This window comes from Cognatundibacterium jejuense (genome assembly GCF_014284255.1).
Classification (GTDB): Bacteria; Pseudomonadota; Gammaproteobacteria; order Burkholderiales; family Burkholderiaceae_D; genus Undibacterium; species Undibacterium jejuense.
In genome coordinates, this window is the sequence record NZ_JACOFV010000010.1 from 63470 (window position 1) to 79806 (window position 16337).

The 16337-nt window shown below is 47.9% G+C and carries 15 protein-coding genes; 8 read left to right on the top strand and 7 right to left on the bottom strand.

Annotated features, from left to right (window positions below):
* Positions 1-68 precede the first annotated feature (68 nt).
* The 4 genes from H8K32_RS11635 (at position 69) to H8K32_RS11650 (ending at position 4932) form a co-directional block, all read left to right on the top strand.
* Positions 69-1232 carry an ABC transporter substrate-binding protein gene (locus H8K32_RS11635; RefSeq protein ID WP_186912706.1) on the top strand — a complete coding sequence of 388 codons (1164 nt, stop codon included), beginning with the start codon at positions 69-71 and terminating at the stop codon, positions 1230-1232.
* A gap of 69 nt (positions 1233-1301) precedes the next feature.
* Positions 1302-2369 carry a branched-chain amino acid ABC transporter permease gene (locus H8K32_RS11640; protein WP_186912707.1) on the top strand — a complete coding sequence of 356 codons (1068 nt, stop codon included), beginning with the start codon at positions 1302-1304 and terminating at the stop codon, positions 2367-2369.
* Positions 2366-4183 carry a branched-chain amino acid ABC transporter ATP-binding protein/permease gene (locus H8K32_RS11645; RefSeq protein ID WP_186912708.1) on the top strand — a complete coding sequence of 606 codons (1818 nt, stop codon included), beginning with the start codon at positions 2366-2368 and terminating at the stop codon, positions 4181-4183. The genes H8K32_RS11640 and H8K32_RS11645 overlap by 4 nt, the downstream gene beginning before the upstream one ends.
* Positions 4180-4932: an ABC transporter ATP-binding protein gene (locus tag H8K32_RS11650; RefSeq protein WP_390312266.1), complete on the top strand. Its 753-nt coding sequence runs from the start codon at positions 4180-4182 to the stop codon at positions 4930-4932. Before H8K32_RS11645 ends, H8K32_RS11650 begins: the two co-directional genes overlap by 4 nt.
* Positions 4933-4942: 10 nt before the next feature.
* On the opposite strand, the gene H8K32_RS11655 is transcribed toward H8K32_RS11650, so the two are convergent.
* Together H8K32_RS11655 and H8K32_RS11660 are read right to left on the bottom strand one after the other, a co-directional pair.
* Positions 4943-5368 carry a nuclear transport factor 2 family protein gene (locus tag H8K32_RS11655; protein WP_186912710.1) on the bottom strand — a complete coding sequence of 142 codons (426 nt, stop codon included), beginning with the start codon at positions 5366-5368 and terminating at the stop codon, positions 4943-4945.
* Positions 5369-5486: 118 nt separating this feature from the next.
* On the bottom strand, positions 5487-7502 hold the full coding sequence (locus H8K32_RS11660; protein WP_186912711.1) for an NADPH-dependent 2,4-dienoyl-CoA reductase: 2016 nt from the start codon (positions 7500-7502) through the stop codon (positions 5487-5489).
* Between the two features lie 152 nt (positions 7503-7654).
* Between H8K32_RS11660 and H8K32_RS11665 the strand changes: the two genes are divergently transcribed.
* Positions 7655-8194: a PadR family transcriptional regulator gene (locus tag H8K32_RS11665; protein ID WP_186912712.1), complete on the top strand. Its 540-nt coding sequence runs from the start codon at positions 7655-7657 to the stop codon at positions 8192-8194.
* Between the two features lie 61 nt (positions 8195-8255).
* Here the strand turns inward: H8K32_RS11665 and H8K32_RS11670 are convergent, their stop codons facing one another.
* From H8K32_RS11670 to H8K32_RS11680, 3 genes are all read right to left on the bottom strand, one after another.
* The gene (locus H8K32_RS11670) at positions 8256-8975 is read right to left on the bottom strand and encodes a hypothetical protein (RefSeq protein ID WP_186912713.1); all 720 of its coding nucleotides are present in this window, start codon (positions 8973-8975) and stop codon (positions 8256-8258) included.
* Between the two features lie 155 nt (positions 8976-9130).
* A complete protein-coding gene (locus tag H8K32_RS11675) occupies positions 9131-9379 on the bottom strand; it encodes a DUF3297 family protein (RefSeq protein ID WP_186912714.1) in 249 nt (82 codons plus the stop codon).
* Between the two features lie 155 nt (positions 9380-9534).
* Positions 9535-10581 carry a YeiH family protein gene (locus tag H8K32_RS11680; protein WP_186912715.1) on the bottom strand — a complete coding sequence of 349 codons (1047 nt, stop codon included), beginning with the start codon at positions 10579-10581 and terminating at the stop codon, positions 9535-9537.
* 150 nt (positions 10582-10731) lie between these two features.
* On the opposite strand from H8K32_RS11680, the gene H8K32_RS11685 reads away from it, so the two are divergent.
* Positions 10732-11631, top strand: a complete 900-nt coding sequence (locus tag H8K32_RS11685; RefSeq protein WP_186912716.1) for a LysR family transcriptional regulator — start codon at positions 10732-10734, stop codon at positions 11629-11631.
* Positions 11632-11874: 243 nt separating this feature from the next.
* Here H8K32_RS11685 and H8K32_RS11690 read toward each other — a convergent pair whose 3' ends face one another.
* Both H8K32_RS11690 and H8K32_RS11695 read right to left on the bottom strand, forming a co-directional pair.
* Positions 11875-12753 (bottom strand): PhaM family polyhydroxyalkanoate granule multifunctional regulatory protein, encoded by an 879-nt coding sequence (locus H8K32_RS11690; protein ID WP_186912717.1) that lies wholly within the window; start codon positions 12751-12753, stop codon positions 11875-11877.
* A gap of 42 nt (positions 12754-12795) precedes the next feature.
* Positions 12796-14070, bottom strand: a complete 1275-nt coding sequence (locus H8K32_RS11695) for a branched-chain amino acid ABC transporter substrate-binding protein (RefSeq protein WP_186912718.1) — start codon at positions 14068-14070, stop codon at positions 12796-12798.
* Positions 14071-14206: 136 nt separating this feature from the next.
* Here H8K32_RS11695 and H8K32_RS20665 point away from each other — a divergent pair, with 136 nt between their 5' ends.
* Entirely contained in the window at positions 14207-15418 is a 1212-nt protein-coding gene (locus tag H8K32_RS20665; protein WP_222613092.1) for a DUF3108 domain-containing protein, read from the top strand.
* 1 nt (position 15419) lies between these two features.
* Positions 15420-16190 carry a DUF3108 domain-containing protein gene (locus H8K32_RS11705; RefSeq protein ID WP_186912720.1) on the top strand — a complete coding sequence of 257 codons (771 nt, stop codon included), beginning with the start codon at positions 15420-15422 and terminating at the stop codon, positions 16188-16190.
* The last annotated feature ends 147 nt before the right edge of the window (positions 16191-16337 follow it).

Sequence of the window (16337 nt, forward strand, 5' to 3'; positions counted from 1 at the left end):
TCGGGGGTACACTCGAAAATCAGGGCAGGAACATGCCCACATCATTCATTACCTCCGGAGACCTACCCATGAAGAAACGTTTTGTTCTGGCGGCGCTGCCTGCCTTAATGTCTTTGCTTTTAAGTACTCCAGCGTGGTCACAGATCAAGGTGGGGGTCAACGTATCAGCGACCGGTGCTGGCGCCTCGTTGGGTATTCCTGAAAAAAATACTTTTGCATTATTGCCCAAAGAAATTGCGGGAAGAAAAGTCGAGTACATCATTCTCGATGATGCCTCTGACACCACGACAGCAGTCAAAAACGCACGCAAATTAATTTCCGAAGACAAGGTCGATTTGTTGATAGGCTCGACGATTGCACCTCCATCATTAGCGATGATAGATGTGGCTGCAGAGAGCGAAACACCGATGATCTCTATGGCAGCATCGGCCTCCATCATTGCACCTATGGATGCCAAACGTTCATGGGTGTTTAAAACGCCACAAAATGATTCGCATATGTCGACCGCGATTATCAGTCACATGGCTGACACAGGTATAAAAACGGTGGCGTTTATTGGATTTAATGATGCTTATGGCGAAGGTTGGTATAAAGAATTTTCAAAACTCGCTGAACTCAAAAAAATTAAAATCCTTGCCAATGAACGCTTTGCCAGACCGGATACTTCGGTCACTGGTCAGGTATTGAAAATCATGGCGAGCAACCCGGATGCCGTTTTGATTGCCGGTGCAGGTACACCTGCTGCATTACCGCAAAAAACCTTGAAAGAACGTGGCTACAAAGGAAAAATTTACCAGACACATGGCGTCGCTAATAATGATTTTTTACGCGTTTGTGGCAAGGACTGCGAAGGTACCTTCTTGCCAGCCGGACCTTTATTAGTCGCTACCCAATTAGCCGCAGACAATCCAGTGAAAGCCTCTGCTTTGAGATATACCGCAGCATATGAAAAAGCCTATGGTGCTGGCAGCGTTTCTACCTTCGGTGGACATGCGTGGGACGCCGGTATGTTACTCGACAATGCGGTGCCAATGGCGCTCAAAAAAGCCCAACCTGGTAGTAAAGAATTCCGTGCCGCTTTACGCACTGCGATCGAAAACACCAGCAACCTTGCGGTATCGCACGGCATTATCAATATGAATGCCAACGATCATGTGGGTTTTGATCAGCGTTCACGTGTGATGGTGCAAATTGTTGGCGGTAAATGGAAACTGGTTAGCACAGGATATTAATTTTTTCGCTGCGTATGATGGTTATTTTATGCTGATCAGGCGCAGTTCTATTCAGAAAGTTAGCTTTCCATGGATTTATCAATTGCCGCCATTCTGGTGCAAGATGGCATTACCAGCGGGGCGGTGTATGCCTTGCTGGCACTCGCTTTGGTATTGGTGTTTTCCGTTACCCGGATTATTTTTATCCCGCAAGGTGAATTTGTCGCCTATGGCGCCTTAACGCTGGCGGCTATACAAAACGGTAAAGCACCCCAAACGGCGAGTCTATTGTTGGTACTTGGTGCCCTTTGCTGGTTGAAACAAACCTTCGTTGTTTTACGTATGCAATCGGTACAGACACACGCCGATACCGTCTGGAGAGGCATTCTGTTATCAGGGTTGACGCTGATCGCACTGCCATTGATGTTGTGCTTGAGTGCACGTCACTTTGCTTTACAAGACTGGCCTTTGTTTGCACAGGTCGTGTTGGCGCTGGCAATGGTGGTTCCCATGGGACCAATGATTTACCGCCTCGCATATCAACCCCTGGCCCAGGCAAGTACGCTGGTATTGTTGATTGTGTCGGTTGGGGTACATTTTGCGCTGACAGGATTAGGTCTGGTCATGTTTGGCGCTGAAGGCTCACGCACTACGGCATTTAGTGATGCGCATTTCGAGATTGGTGCTTTGATGATATCCGGCCAAAGTCTGGTGGTGATTGCAGTCTCTGTATTGTTCATCGGTGGTCTTTATTTTTATTTCGAACGCAGCTTATCAGGTAAGGCATTGCGCGCCACTGCGGTGAACCGGCTTGGCGCCCAGCTGGTGGGGATAGGGACTCAACAAGCGGGGCGTCTTGCATTCACGTTGGCAGCTGCCATCGGCGCTCTATGTGGCGTGCTTATTGCACCGATGACCACGGTGTATTACGACGGTGGCTTTCTGATCGGTCTCAAAGGTTTTGTCGGTGCTATTGTTGGCGGTCTGGTGAGTTATCCGCTCGCGGCAGCTGGTGCGATTCTGGTTGGTTTGCTGGAATCGTATTCTTCATTTTGGGCCAGTGCCTATAAAGAAGTCATCGTATTTACTTTGATTATTCCGGTCTTGTTATGGCGTTCATTAACAACAAAAACACATGATGAGGATGAAGAAGCATGAAAAAAATCCTCGCTCACGGCCAGTTTATTTTACTCGCCGCCCTGTTGTTGATTCCTGCATTGCCGGTGCCAGAATTCTGGATAACGCTTGGCAATTACATCGGTTTATATGCCATTGTCGCGCTTGGCCTGGTGTTGTTAACCGGTATCGGAGGTCTGACATCATTCGGGCAAGCTGCCTTTGTTGGTATCGGCGCTTACACCAGTGCGTATTTGAGTACGACCCTGGCTTATTCACCGTGGCTGGGTTTAATTGCTGGTTTGTGCATCACGATTATCGCCGCCTTAGCGATTGGCATGATTACCATGCGTTTGTCTGGTCATTATCTGCCGTTGGGTACCATCGCCTGGGGACTATCGCTGTTTTATTTATTCGGAAATGCTGAATTTTTGGGTAAGTATGATGGGCTCAATGGCATACCCGCTATCCATTTTTTTGGCTTTGTTCTCAACAGTGGACGTAGTATGTTTGTGTTGATCTGGCTGATCTTAATACTCTGCATGATTGCAATCCAGCATCTATTGCAGTCGCGACCCGGACGCGCTATTCGCGCACTCAAAGGCGGCGTTGTGATGGCGGAAGCCATGGGCGTGAACACCTTTACAGTCAAATTGTTGATCTTTGTCATAGCGGCGATGCTGGCAAGTATCTCAGGCTGGCTGTACGCGCATTTGCAACGGGCGGTCAATCCGACACCATTTGGTTTAAATGCGGGTATCGAATATCTATTCATGACCGTTGTTGGTGGTGCAGGACAGGTTTGGGGTGCGCTACTTGGTTCTGCATTACTGACAATCCTCAAAGATAAATTACAAACCATCTTGCCTGCTTTATTGGGTACGGAAGGTAATTTTGAAATTATCGTTTTTGGCGTGTTATTGGTGCTGCTGTTGCAATATGCACGCGATGGCGTCTTCCCACCGCTGGCGCGTTTTTGTCGTTTTTTTTTTAAAAACTGGCTACCTGAAAAACAAACCCTCATCGTCAACCGACAAGCCGCCGCATTACCAAAACGTGACAAACCAGCCGCAAACATCTTGATATTAGAAGTCGATCAGGCATGCAAACAATTTGGTGGTTTGCTTGCGGTGAACGCTGTTCAATTCAATGTTCACGCAGGACAAATCCTGGGTTTGATCGGCCCGAATGGCGCTGGCAAATCAACGATGTTCAATCTGATCTCTGGTGTCTTGCCGCTGACTGGTGGTGCGATACGCTTTTATTCTGATCATGGCTTACAGAATATCGCTGGATTACCTTCGCGTGACATTGTCCAAAGAGGGATTGCAAGAAGTTTTCAACACGTGCGACTACTGAGCGCCATGAGTGTGCTCGAAAACGTCGCCATCGGTGCCCATTTGCGTAATAAAGGTAATGAAGTCGTCGACGTGATTAACAGTATCATTCGACGTGACCGAAAGATAGAAGCTAGCTTGTTAGCAGAAGCGAGCAGTCAGCTTGAGCGCGTCGGACTCGCGCATCTGATGCATGAAGAGGCCGGTAGTCTGGCGTTGGGACAACAGCGCATTTTAGAAATTGCACGAGCTTTATGTTGCGATCCAATTCTGCTCTTGCTCGACGAGCCAGCAGCCGGTTTGCGTTATCAGGAAAAACAAGAGCTGGCAGCGCTGTTAAAAAAATTACGTGCCGAAGGAATGAGCATTTTATTAGTAGAGCACGATATGGATTTTGTCATGAATCTCACCGACCATTTAGTCGTGATGGAGTTTGGCACCAAGATTGCTGAAGGCGAACCACAGATGATACAGCAGCATCCTGCCGTGTTAGAAGCTTACCTTGGCGGGGTGGAATGATGAGCTTATCAACCATGAATTTACTGCACGTCAGCAATCTTGAAGTGTTTTATGGAAAGGTGCAAGCCTTGCAGCCTGCGGCCATTGCCGTCGATGCCGGACAAATCGTTACCGTCATTGGCCCGAATGGTGCGGGCAAATCGACGATGCTCAATGCGATTGCTGGCGCACTTCCGGCGAACGGTACGCAAGCTGGACAAATATTGTTTGGCGAAAAAAATCTGACTGGTATCGCAATAGAAAAACGGGTGGCACTGGGTATGTCGCTGGTGCCGGAAAAACGTGAGCTATTCGCCAGCATGAAGGTGGAAGACAATTTGCTTCTCGGCAGTTACCGACGTTATCAGGCAGGCGAGAAAGATTACGCGGATCAAATGCGCGTTGTTTATGATTTATTTCCCCGTTTAAAAGAACGACGCTCGCAGCAAGCGGGGACCTTGTCCGGTGGTGAGCGCCAGATGCTGGCACTCGGCAGAGCTTTAATGGCAAAGCCACGTTTATTGATGTTGGATGAACCTAGCCTGGGCTTGGCACCGTTGATCGTTAAAGAGATTTTTCAGATCATCCAACGCTTAAAGCAAACTGGCGTTGCGATTCTTTTAGTGGAGCAAAATGCACGTGCAGCTTTGCAAGTCGCAGATTATGCGTATGTACTCGAAACCGGAGCAATCGCGCTCGAAGGAAACGCCGCTGATCTGGCAGAAGATCAGCGCGTGGTGGAAACGTATCTGGGATTGGCTAAGAAATAAATTACGCGTCCTACAATGCTTTGTAGGCAGGCAAAAACGCCGCCAGTCTGCTTGCCATTGCTTGCCCGAGTACCTGCAAAGCACTCATGGGTCTGACCATTACTTCAAATTCGACGATCTTGCCTTCTTCGTCAAAACGAATAATGTCCACACCCTTGAGTTGCTTGTCCTGAACATTGGCGCTGAATTCCAGAATCACGCTGAGACCGTCATCAGTAGCGAATTCACGGTGGTATTGAAAATCACTAAAAACATGGGAGACGGTCGTCAAAATCAAATTGACGGCAATCGCACTCGTGTAGGGCTTGTGCGCCATAGGTGAGCGGAAAATGGCATCCGGATGCAGGATATCAATTAAACCTGAGAGATCATGTGTGGCGACCATTTGATGCCACTGTGCGAGGCTTGCGGCCACCTTTGGTTGTAGTGTTTGCATTTTCGTCTCCTTTTCGTTTCCCAATTTTTAGATATCATTTTTAGTGGTACAAGCCATGGCAAATTAATGCTGAAACGACGGTTTTTTGTAGGGACGGGTTGCACCCGCCCTACCATTTTTAAATCGACGCGCCTAAACGTGTGCCCTGGTTGATCGCACGTTTAGCATCGAGTTCTGCTGCAACATCCGCACCTCCGATCAGATGCACAACTTTGCCAGCTGCTTCGAGTGCTGCTTGCAGGTCACGGCGTGGTTCTTGACCCGCACACAGAATCACATTGTCGACCGGCAGTGTTTTTTGCTGACCATCAACGGTCACATGCAAGCCTTCGTCATCGATTTTGTTGTACGTCACACCAGCAAACATATGCACGCCGTGGTTCTTCAAACCAGTGCGGTGAATCCAGCCCGTTGTTTTGCCAAGGCCGTCGCCTACTTTGGAAGTCTTACGTTGCAACAAATAAATCTGGCGTGGTGATTTTTCAATGTGCGCTTCGGTCAGACCGCCAACATGTTTGTAGTCGGTATCGACACCCCATTCAGCAAAGAATTTTTTAGGATCAAGGCTGGCGCTGGTGCCGGAGTGGCTCAGATATTCTGCAACGTCAAAGCCAATACCTCCTGCACCGATAATCGCAACAGTTTTTCCAACATGGGCTTTTTCCTTGATGACATCGAGATAATTCAGTACTTTAGGATTGTCTATGCCTTCGATATCAGGAGTGCGTGGTGTGATGCCGGTTGCCAGAACAACTTCGTCGAAATCAGTCAGCTCGTCCGGCTTCACAAATGTATTCAGACGTAATTGCACGCCAGTTAATTCGATTTGCTTTGCGAAATAACGCAAAGTTTCATAGAACTCTTCTTTGCCAGGCACCTGCTTTGCGATATTAAATTGCCCGCCGATTTCTGCTGCTGCATCAAACAACGTCACGCTGTGGCCGCGCTTAGCTGCGGTAGTGGCGAAGCTCAGACCAGCAGGGCCCGCGCCGACGACGGCAATTTTTTTGACTGTCGTTACTGGTTGATCGATGATTTCTGTTTCGTGGCAAGCGCGTGGATTGACGAGACACGATGTTAATTTGCCGCCAAAAGTGTGATCCAGACAAGCCTGGTTACAACCGATACAAGTATTAATCTCATCGGCCTTACCTTGTTCTGCTTTTCTGAAGAACAGTGGATCAGCCAATAAAGGACGCGCCATCGATACCATGTCGCAGAAATTATCTGCCAACAATTGTTCAGCGATTTCTGGCGTGTTGATGCGATTCGTTGCCACTAACGGAATGCTGACATGACCTTTGAGTTTTTGTGTGACCCAAGCGAACGCAGCGCGTGGGACTTTGGTGGCAATCGTTGGAATGCGCGCTTCGTGCCAGCCAATGCCGGTGTTGATGATGGTCGCGCCAGCAGCTTCAATCGCTTTTGCTAACTGAATCACCTCTTCTAACGTTGAACCGCCTTCCACCAGATCAAGCATCGATAAACGATAGATGATGATGAAATTTGTGCCGACTTTTTCACGAATGCGACGCACGATCTCTATCGGAAAACGAATCCGGTTTTCATACTCACCGCCCCATTCATCATCACGTTGATTTGTTCGGGCAGCAATGAATTCATTGATCAGGTAGCCTTCTGATCCCATGACCTCAACACCGTCGTAACCTGCGTACTGTGCCAGACTTGCGCAGCGGACGAAATCGGAAATGGTTTCTTCCACTTCTGCCGTCGTTAAAGCATGTGGTGTGAATGGATTGATCGGCGCTTTCAGTGCACTTGGTGCCACCAGCGTCGGCTGATACGAATAGCGACCAAAGTGCAATATCTGCATGGCAATTTTACCGCCTGCTTCATGCACGGCCTTGGTCACGATTTTGTGGTGCTCGGCCTCTGCTTCTGTTGTCAGCATCGCGCCGCCATGCATAGGACGCGCACGTTCGTTTGGTGCTATGCCGCCCGTCACCATCAAAGCCACACCACCGCGCGCACGCTCGGAATAGAACGCTGCCATGCGTTCAAAGCCGTTGTCGACTTCTTCCAGCCCAACGTGCATGGAACCCATCAAGAGACGATTTGGTAAGGTGGTAAATCCCAGATCTAATGGCTTTGTCAGGTGCGGATAAAAAGACATGGCGTTTCCTTCGTGAATGAGTTTGAGATGCAAACAAGCAACTTAAAATAGAAAATAGAACCTTAATGCGATGAGAATAACGAAACAACTTTGTTTATGCAACCAGTTGCATATAAAATTGACGCAAATCCGATTGAGCATGCCCTCTAACTATGTCTTTACAACACGCCTTATTAACTTCTATTGTCGAAAAACCTTGTTCTGGTTATGAGCTGGCACGTCGTTTTGATAAATCGATAGGCTATTTCTGGCACGCAACGCACCAGCAGATTTATCGCGAACTTGCCCGCATGGAAGAACAAGGCTGGGTCAGTTCCGTAGAGGTAGAAGGTGGGCGTGCAGGCAAGCGAAAATTTAAAGTTTTAGCGGCCGGCAAAAAAGAATTGCGCCGTTGGGCGAGCGAGCAAAGCGAACCTTTTCGTTTGCGCGATGAGATGATGGTCAAGCTACGCGCTGACGCAGCCGTCGGGCCTTTGGGGTTGGCAGAAGAATTTGAACGCCGCCTGCGTTTGCATGAGCAAGAATTGCAGACGTATCGGGAGATCGAGCTACGTGATTTCAGTGATCCCGACATGCCGCGTGAAACGCAAATTCATTACCTGATTCTGAAAGCCGGTATCGCATTTGAAGCGGGGCGCGTGCAGTGGACCAAGGAAGCACTCAAGATGTTGAGGCAAGAAGCAAGTACCTGACGTTGGCAACAACATCATCAAAGCCTGTTAAAACAAGCTTATTAACGTGATGGACGCATTTTCAATAGTCTAATAATTCCAACGTACGCCGCCACTCTGCTTCCCACGTCTCTAAAAAGTCGTGTGTCTGAAATACCTTACTCAGGCGTGACATTGGTACCCGATACAGATCATTGAATCCTAATGCCAACGTTACTGGGTTCCAGACGATTTTATTTTTGGCTTTTTTGGTACTGCTTTTGACTCTCGCACCTTCGTCACCAAACAGCGCCAGGCCGCTATCGAGTGCTTGCTCCAGATTGATTTTTGCCAGACCTGAAAAGGCGATCAGAACTTGCGCCTTATTGATGCCATCTTGTGATTCCGCTGCGCTGGCGACGACTTGGGGCGTAGCCGTTTCGGCTAATGCTTGCCGCTGTAATTGTTTGAGCAATTTTTGCAGATCTTTTTTCAAGAAACGTAGTTCATGCAAGCCCTTGCATATACCTGGTGCTGGTAAGCGGCTGACAATATTGTCTACGTCTTTGGTGATGGTGATGATTACGTCTTCGTAGCCATCAATTAAACGCTGTATATCGTCTTTAAAAAAAATCGGTGCCGGATAGCCACCGTTCGCATCACCAAACAATTCAGGCATTGCGGCGTCGTAATCAAGCCAGACGTAAGGTGTGAGGCCGTTTTCCAATAAGCGTGCCACATTCCATGTTTCTTCAGTATGTAGTGCTAGCCAGTTGCAAGCTTGCTCGCTGGTCGTGCGATAAGGCAGTTCGGTGATATTCATAGTGGCTTTCGTCTGCCGTTTGATTTCATCGCGGTACAACAGAAGAAAAATGGCTAGCTGGATTTACCTGGCTAGCCATGTTCGTTTTGTCATTACGTTTTAGTGCGTTTCATTGTGATTTGTTTTCACGATGCTGAAAACAAAGCAGGAAAAGCTTAGCGGTAAAACGCTTCGACTTTGCCTTTTAATTTAATCAACATAGGCTTACCTTTACGATCCAGGGTTTTACCTGCGGAGACTTTGATCCAGCCTTCGCTGATGCAGTATTCATCGACGTCCATGCGTTCTTTGTCGTTGAATTTGATGCCAACGTCGTGCTGGAACACATCACGGTTAAAAAATGGACTGCTTGGATCAATCGACAAGCGGTCTGGTAATGGGGGGAGTTGGGATATATCGTTCATGGCCGCAATTATCCACCAGAATCAGAGACAGGACAACTTCGGTTAATGACTGACCAATTTAACAATACACTTCAATTCAGGAGAACGGCTATTTCGGTTCGTTTTGGCGGGCAATGAGCGACAGCGCTGCGGAGGCGGTATTTCTAAAGTTCTGATTAAAACATGGCCCGGACGACGTGATTAATCACTGCTCCACCAAAAATCAAATACGCAAACATGATTCCAGCCAACAACAAAGGTTTAATACCAGCCTGACGTATTGCCTGGATATGTGTCGCCAGACCCAGACCTGCGGTTGCCATTGCCAAAACCCAGGTGTCAAGAGTGAGACCAAATTGACTGACGTTTGTTGGCAATATATTCAGAGAATTCACACCTGCAACGGCGATGAATAACAGGGCAAACCAAGGAATCGTGATAGGCGCTTTTACTGGTGCATGTCCAGCCTGTCCAGCGTGGGCATGTGCTTTTTTGCTATCCCACCACATCGACAAACAAACCAAAAATGGTGCCAACATCATAACGCGTAACATTTTTGTGATGACCGCTGAGGCAGCGGTGTTTTCATCCATTTGCATACCCGCCGCAACTACCTGACCGACATCATGCATGGTTGAACCAGTGAACATGCCAAAGCTTTGGGCATCGACTAAGTAACCCAGGTGGTGATTCAATTGAAACAGCATAGGATAAATAAACATCGCCAATGTGCCAAAGATGACCACCGTTGAAACCGCAACAGCGACTTTTGCGGCGTCGGCTTTGACTACGGTTTCGGTCGCCAGAATTGCCGATGAGCCACAAATTGCGCTACCAGCACCAATCAAAATGGAGGTTTTGCTATCAACCTTAAAAAAACGCGTACCAATGTAATAGGCCAGAAAGAAAGTTGAGCATAAAACGGTGGCATCAATCAACATGCCTGCCCAGCCAACCTGACCGATTTGTTGGAACGTGATTTTAAAACCGTAAAGGATAATTCCGAGCTGTAACAGGTTCTTTTTGGAAAAAACCACGCCTTCAGCGGTATGTGCCGCAATCCGTGGATAAATAGTGTTGCCAACCAACATGCCTAACAATAAAGCGATGGTCAACGCAGACGCATGGGTGTGATGCGCCAATTGGCTGCTACTCAGTCCTATAGCAATGGCGGCGATCGCAGCGGTTAAACCTAGACCCGCTAATTTATTGAGCTTATTCATGATGCGTATATGCTTATGCAAAAAACGTTTAAGTGAGGCCAGTGTAGTTTGCCTGCATAAATAGGTAAAACAGATTGTTTTTATATTCAATATCGGAAATATCGATATAATGAATATGACCATTTTCCCTGCCAAAGAAAGCCATTCCTGATGCATATCACGCTACGCCAACTAGAAGTCTTTGTGGCTATCGCCCGTGCCGGCACTGGCACTGCGGCGGCAAGTCAGCTCGCCCTATCGCAATCGGCAGCGAGCAGTGCTTTAAGTGATCTGGAATATCAATTAGGCGAACCATTATTCAATCGCGTAGGCAAGCGCTTGCAATTGAATGAAAACGGTCGATATTTGCTGCCCAAGGCCGAAGCCCTGTTAGAAGGCGCTAGCGAGATTGAGCAGAGCTTTAAAACGGGCGTTCCTGTTCGCCTGCGCCTGTATGCGAGTATGACGATAGGCAATGACGTATTGCCGGAACTGGCAGCGCAGTTCTTACGTCAGGAACCAGATAGCCGACTCGAAATCGCTATCGGTAATTCACAAGATGTTGTTGAAGCGATATTGAGTTTCAGAGCTGATTTTGGTCTGATCGAAGCGCCATGCCACGACAGCCGTCTGGTGGCAGAACCTTGGCTGCATGATCAGATGCAATTGTTTTGCCATGCCAGCCACCCGCTAGCGCGTACGACGCCGGACATCGCTCAATTGCAGCAGACGGCATGGGTACTACGAGAACCTGGCTCCGGCTCGCGCGAGGTCACTGAGGCCGCGTTCGCGCCACATTTAGGCGTTCTCAATAGCGTATTGGAATTAGGAAGTGCAGAAGCGATCGCGCGCGCTGTGGGTACCGGTTTGGGTATCGCATGCGTGTCAAACCGGGCAATCAGCGACAAACTTACCGATGGCGAATTTGCGCCCATCCATACGCCATGGGCACAACTTAATCGCCGCTTTTATCTGGTGTATCACCAGGAAAAAATTCTCTCTGGCGGTTTACAGCGTTTTCGGGAATTGTGTAGATTGAAGTTAATTGAGGAAATGGAGCAAGGGGCATGATGGATTCACAATGACGTGTTGCGTTGAATAGATACGCTTATCCAAAGCTAACTTGTCATTCGAGCTAAAAGCACGCACGACTGACGAAACGCCCTAGATACTGCTACCCACCCAAGCATATCCTAAGCCCTCCTTAATGCGTCACTTTTAATATATAAACGATAGCTCTTTGTGGAGCCAAGCCGCGTGTGGCCCGCGCTGACTTTTATTTGAATTCGAATGGGTTGCATCCGTCCACAAAAGCTATTTTTTTACAGGTTTTCCGGCAGTCTTCTTAGGAGTAGATGGCGGCTTGACGCTTGCTTTTATGACTGCGCTAGCTGCTGCCTTGCTGACAGGCTTCGCTTTGGCAGGAGCGGTTTTAGTTACTGATTTGGCGACTGTTTTTGTTGTGGCTTTCGGCTTTACTTTGGAAGCAGTGCCTGGTTTATTTCGTGCTTTTGTCGACGCTGCTGATTTTTTGTCGTTATTGGCATTGTTGGTCGTGGCGGCGACACTCTCCGTGACACCTGGTTCGCTTTCTAAAGCTTTGCTGACCGCTTGTTTAAACTGATCTTGCAACAATCCCCACCATGCGGCGGGTGTTGCGAATGGGGTGCTGGCATCTGGTGTGCTGGTGGTCTGTGATGGATTGTTTGCGCTGGATTCGCCGGTAGTGGCTTCGGCGCTTGTGCTTGCGGTGGTTTCAGTCTGTTCAGGAGGCATGTCGATGTCGTCATCCTCTTCATCTTCGACCGCAGGCTCCGGAATCTTGTGACTTCCGGCTGGCATCGGCCAATCAGCGTTGCTTGTATGGCTTTCTGGTTTTGTTGCTGGCGCAACTGGTGCAGTCGCTTGCTGTGCGTGTTGGGCAAAACTTTCACCCAATGATTGCAAAGCGGCGATGGTTGCACGTTGCACTTCTAGCGCTTGTATCGTACCGCGCAGCATATTCATATTGACGTTCAGCCAGGATTCTACCGTCTTCAAATCCTTGATTTTTTTATCCAGCTCGTCCAGAGACATAGGTGGTGCAACCATGCCTGGGATATTCAAACTACCCCACAGATTTTTTATAAAACCTAATGGATCGGACATGGAATTCAACCCGGATGTATCAGAACCAGAAAACGGATTACTCATCAAAATACTCCTGTGTTTGCGGCGGATTTGCGGAAGGCTTTATTAATTGTTCATCTTGCATGAGCTTGGCAATGCCGTCAATCTCGATTCAAAAAAAGCTTCGGTTTTAAATCCATAGCCACTGCCTTCATTATCAAAACGGGTACCGGCTTCGCCCTTTTTTTGCATCACCGAAACGTACAAAGGCTGTAATAATTGATGATCTTGCGCGCGCATTTGTGTTTGATGAAAGCCATTTGAATACGTCGTACCTTCAAGTGCTTTAGCAACTGCAACCGCTTGCGTGGTATGTGCTTTTTCTATGGCGCGACTCAACATTTCTATCATCACGTGCATACGCAAATGCAGGTAATCTTCTTGTGGATCAGGGTAGCGCAAACGGAAGGCCTGATAAAACGCGTCACTGGCTTGACCACCCACGTTTGGATGCCATTCGGCGACCGCTCTGACGTGGCCAACACCCGCTTCGCCAATCGCAGCGGGTGCCCCCAATGCGTTGGCATAAAAGGTATAAAACTTGAGATTCATTCCTGCATCCTTGGTTGCTTTGATGAGCAAAGTCAGATCGTTGCCCCAGTTGCCAGTGATGACGGTATCAGCGCCACTGGCTTTAATCTTAGCGGCATAGGGGGCGAAATCTTTGATTTTGCCAATCGGATGCAGATCTTCCCCAACAATGTGGATATCGGGACGTTTGCTGCTCAGCATGCTGCGTGCGCTCTTATTGACGCTACGTCCAAAGCTATAGTCTTGGCCAATCAGATACACATTTTTGGCATGGGTGTCGTTTTTGATGACCTCGGTGAGCACTTGCATGCGCATATCGGCATTGGCATCGAACCTAAAATGCCAAAAGCTGCATTTCTCATTCGTGAGAGCCGGATCGACTGCAGAGTAGTTTAAAAACAGTATCTGATTGTCTGGCGCACGTTGATTGTGTTTATTGATGGCATCAACCATCGCCAATGCAACAGCAGAGCTATTTCCTTGAATGACAAAAGGAATGTGCTGATCGGTGACCTGTCTGAGCGCATTGAGGGATTCTTCTACACCTTGTTTGTTATCGATGATGGTCAGTGCCAAATGATGCTTGCCCTCTGGCAAAGTCACACCGCCGCGCGCATTGATATTGTCGATTGCCATTTGTACAATGCGTTGTACTGCCTGGCCAGCATTGCTGAATGGGCCACTCATGCCTTCTATCATCGCGATACGGATTGGTGCCGGTGCAGCACACGCATGGTCTGTGCTGACCAATGAAATTTGCACACTGATTACAATTAAGCAGGTAAGGCGTTTTAAAAAGTGAAAGGGCATAAGTGAGGCGGAGTTTTATTAAATTGAATGGAAAACGAAGACATTGTCGCAAGTTTCGAAAAAAGCGCGAAAAAGTAATAAACGACAAAGCAGGTATTTTAACCGCATCAAAAAATCACAGATATCGCGTATCTTCGTGCAAGCGTTTACACTCACGCCTATGACATTGCCTAACTCTATTACTTTGCGCTCACGTTTTCGGTTTAGTTTGCTGGTGTTTGCCGCTTTGGCCTTGCTGCTCCATTATTTGCTATGGGGTGCGGTATCAGATATCGCCAAGCCCCCTACGTTCAGTCCGATAAGCGAAAAAATGGTGACCGTGCAATTAGCGGAGCCCGCAGATACCACGAAGGTAGTAGTGAAAACGGCACCGCCTGTGGCAAAGCCAGCCCCTAAAGCTCTCACTAAGGCAGTGCCAAAAGCGGTTACCGAAAAAACGACCGACGCAGATTCTGCGCCCACAACCGAGCCGTCCGTGGTGCAAGATAGTGCACCAACGGCTGAATCATTCAATGAACAGAATATGGCAGGCAGTGAAACGCATGTCAGTAAAGCATCTGACGATACTCCTGCTGCTCCGGACGCAACGAAGAACCTCAACGTTGACGATAAGCCAGTAATTGAAAATAAGCCGCCAGCAGATGACAGCCTTGATTTATCCGGCCTCAGTATCTTGCCGCCGCCGTCTGGGAAAATGAATTTGAAGGTAATTTACGTCGCCAAAAATATGAACCCAGTTTATGGTCTGGGTGAAATTCAATGGTCAATCAAAGATAGTAAATACCAAATGCAAATTGAAGCGTCGCTGGATCTTTTGATCACCACACTACGACTGTATAAGCTACAAAGTGATGGTGCTATCGGCGATCATGGCATTGCGCCACAAATGATGAGCGAAACCCGGCGTGGTCGTAGTGAAACCGCAACGCATTTTAATTACGACACGAACACGATTAGTTTTTCTGCGACCACGAATACCGTAGAGATGAGCAAAGGTGCGCAGGACAGGGCGACGGTGTTTATGCAATTAACAGGTTTGGGCATCGCCGCGCCAGAACAATTTGTCGCAGGAAAAAAGATAACGATACAAGTTGCCGAAAATCGCGAAGCGGATAAGTTTACTTTCGTTGTTTCCGGACAAGAAGAAATTCAAACTTCACTTGGAAAACTACAAACCTGGCACGTCACACGCCCACCGCGCCCGGGCTTATACAATTCGACATTAGAACTCTGGTTTGCTCCCGCGTATCATTGGTATCCGGTGCAAATCCGCAATACGGAACCGAATGGTGCCGTTACGACTCAAACAGCCAGCAAGATTCAATTTAATACCTCTACGGAAAAATAGTATGCGCCTCCAGTCTTTTGCTTTTCATCGCTTTTCAACGTTGTTATACAGTGCTGTATTGACACTTGGCATTATGACGCAGGCACATGCAAGTAATTCCGTTATAGCGAGTAAAACTGCATTTCAGTTACCACCGGCTGCTGAGCTGCAATACAGCATCAAAGCCAAACAAAGTGGTATCTCTTTGGGCGGATCAGCCAGCGTTAAATGGATGGTGAGCAACCACAATTATCAGATTCTGACTGAAACACGCGCCATGTTATTTGGCAAAATTCTCGACGCCAGCAGCGTTGGTAATATCGATGATTTTGGTCTGGCCCCCGAAAAATTTGTAGAAAAGCGTTTTGGAAAACCAGCGACCACGACTGGTTTTAATCGTGATAGCAAAACTATTTCATTCACCGCTTCTGCTGAAACCTACGTAATTAAAGGCGGCGAACAAGATCGTACCAGCGCAACATGGCAATTGGTTGCACAAGCGCGAGCAGCGGGCGAGAAATTCAAACCGGGCTCTGAGTGGAAAATGTTTGTTGCTGGTCGCCGTGATGCGGAAGAGTGGACTTTCAAGGTTGTTGCTAGCGAAAAAATCACTACCGCTATGGGTGAAATTAATACGGTGCATATCAGTAAAGCACCGCCGCCTGATTCCAAAGATCAGACACTGGATATCTGGCTATCACCCGAGATGGAATGGTATCCGGTCAGGTTGAAATTCAGTGACGCGAATGGCGAATACATCGATCAAACCTTGGAAAGTGTGACTAAGCTTTAGGCGCATGATGTCCTTTATCGATGATGGTTGTCAGGGTAGATGCGATCGGCTTGTCTTCAACGCTCATGTCTAAAAACATCATAATCGATATTTAATTATCGATAAACGATAAAAAATACTTGATATTTAATTTTATCAGCCTAGAAT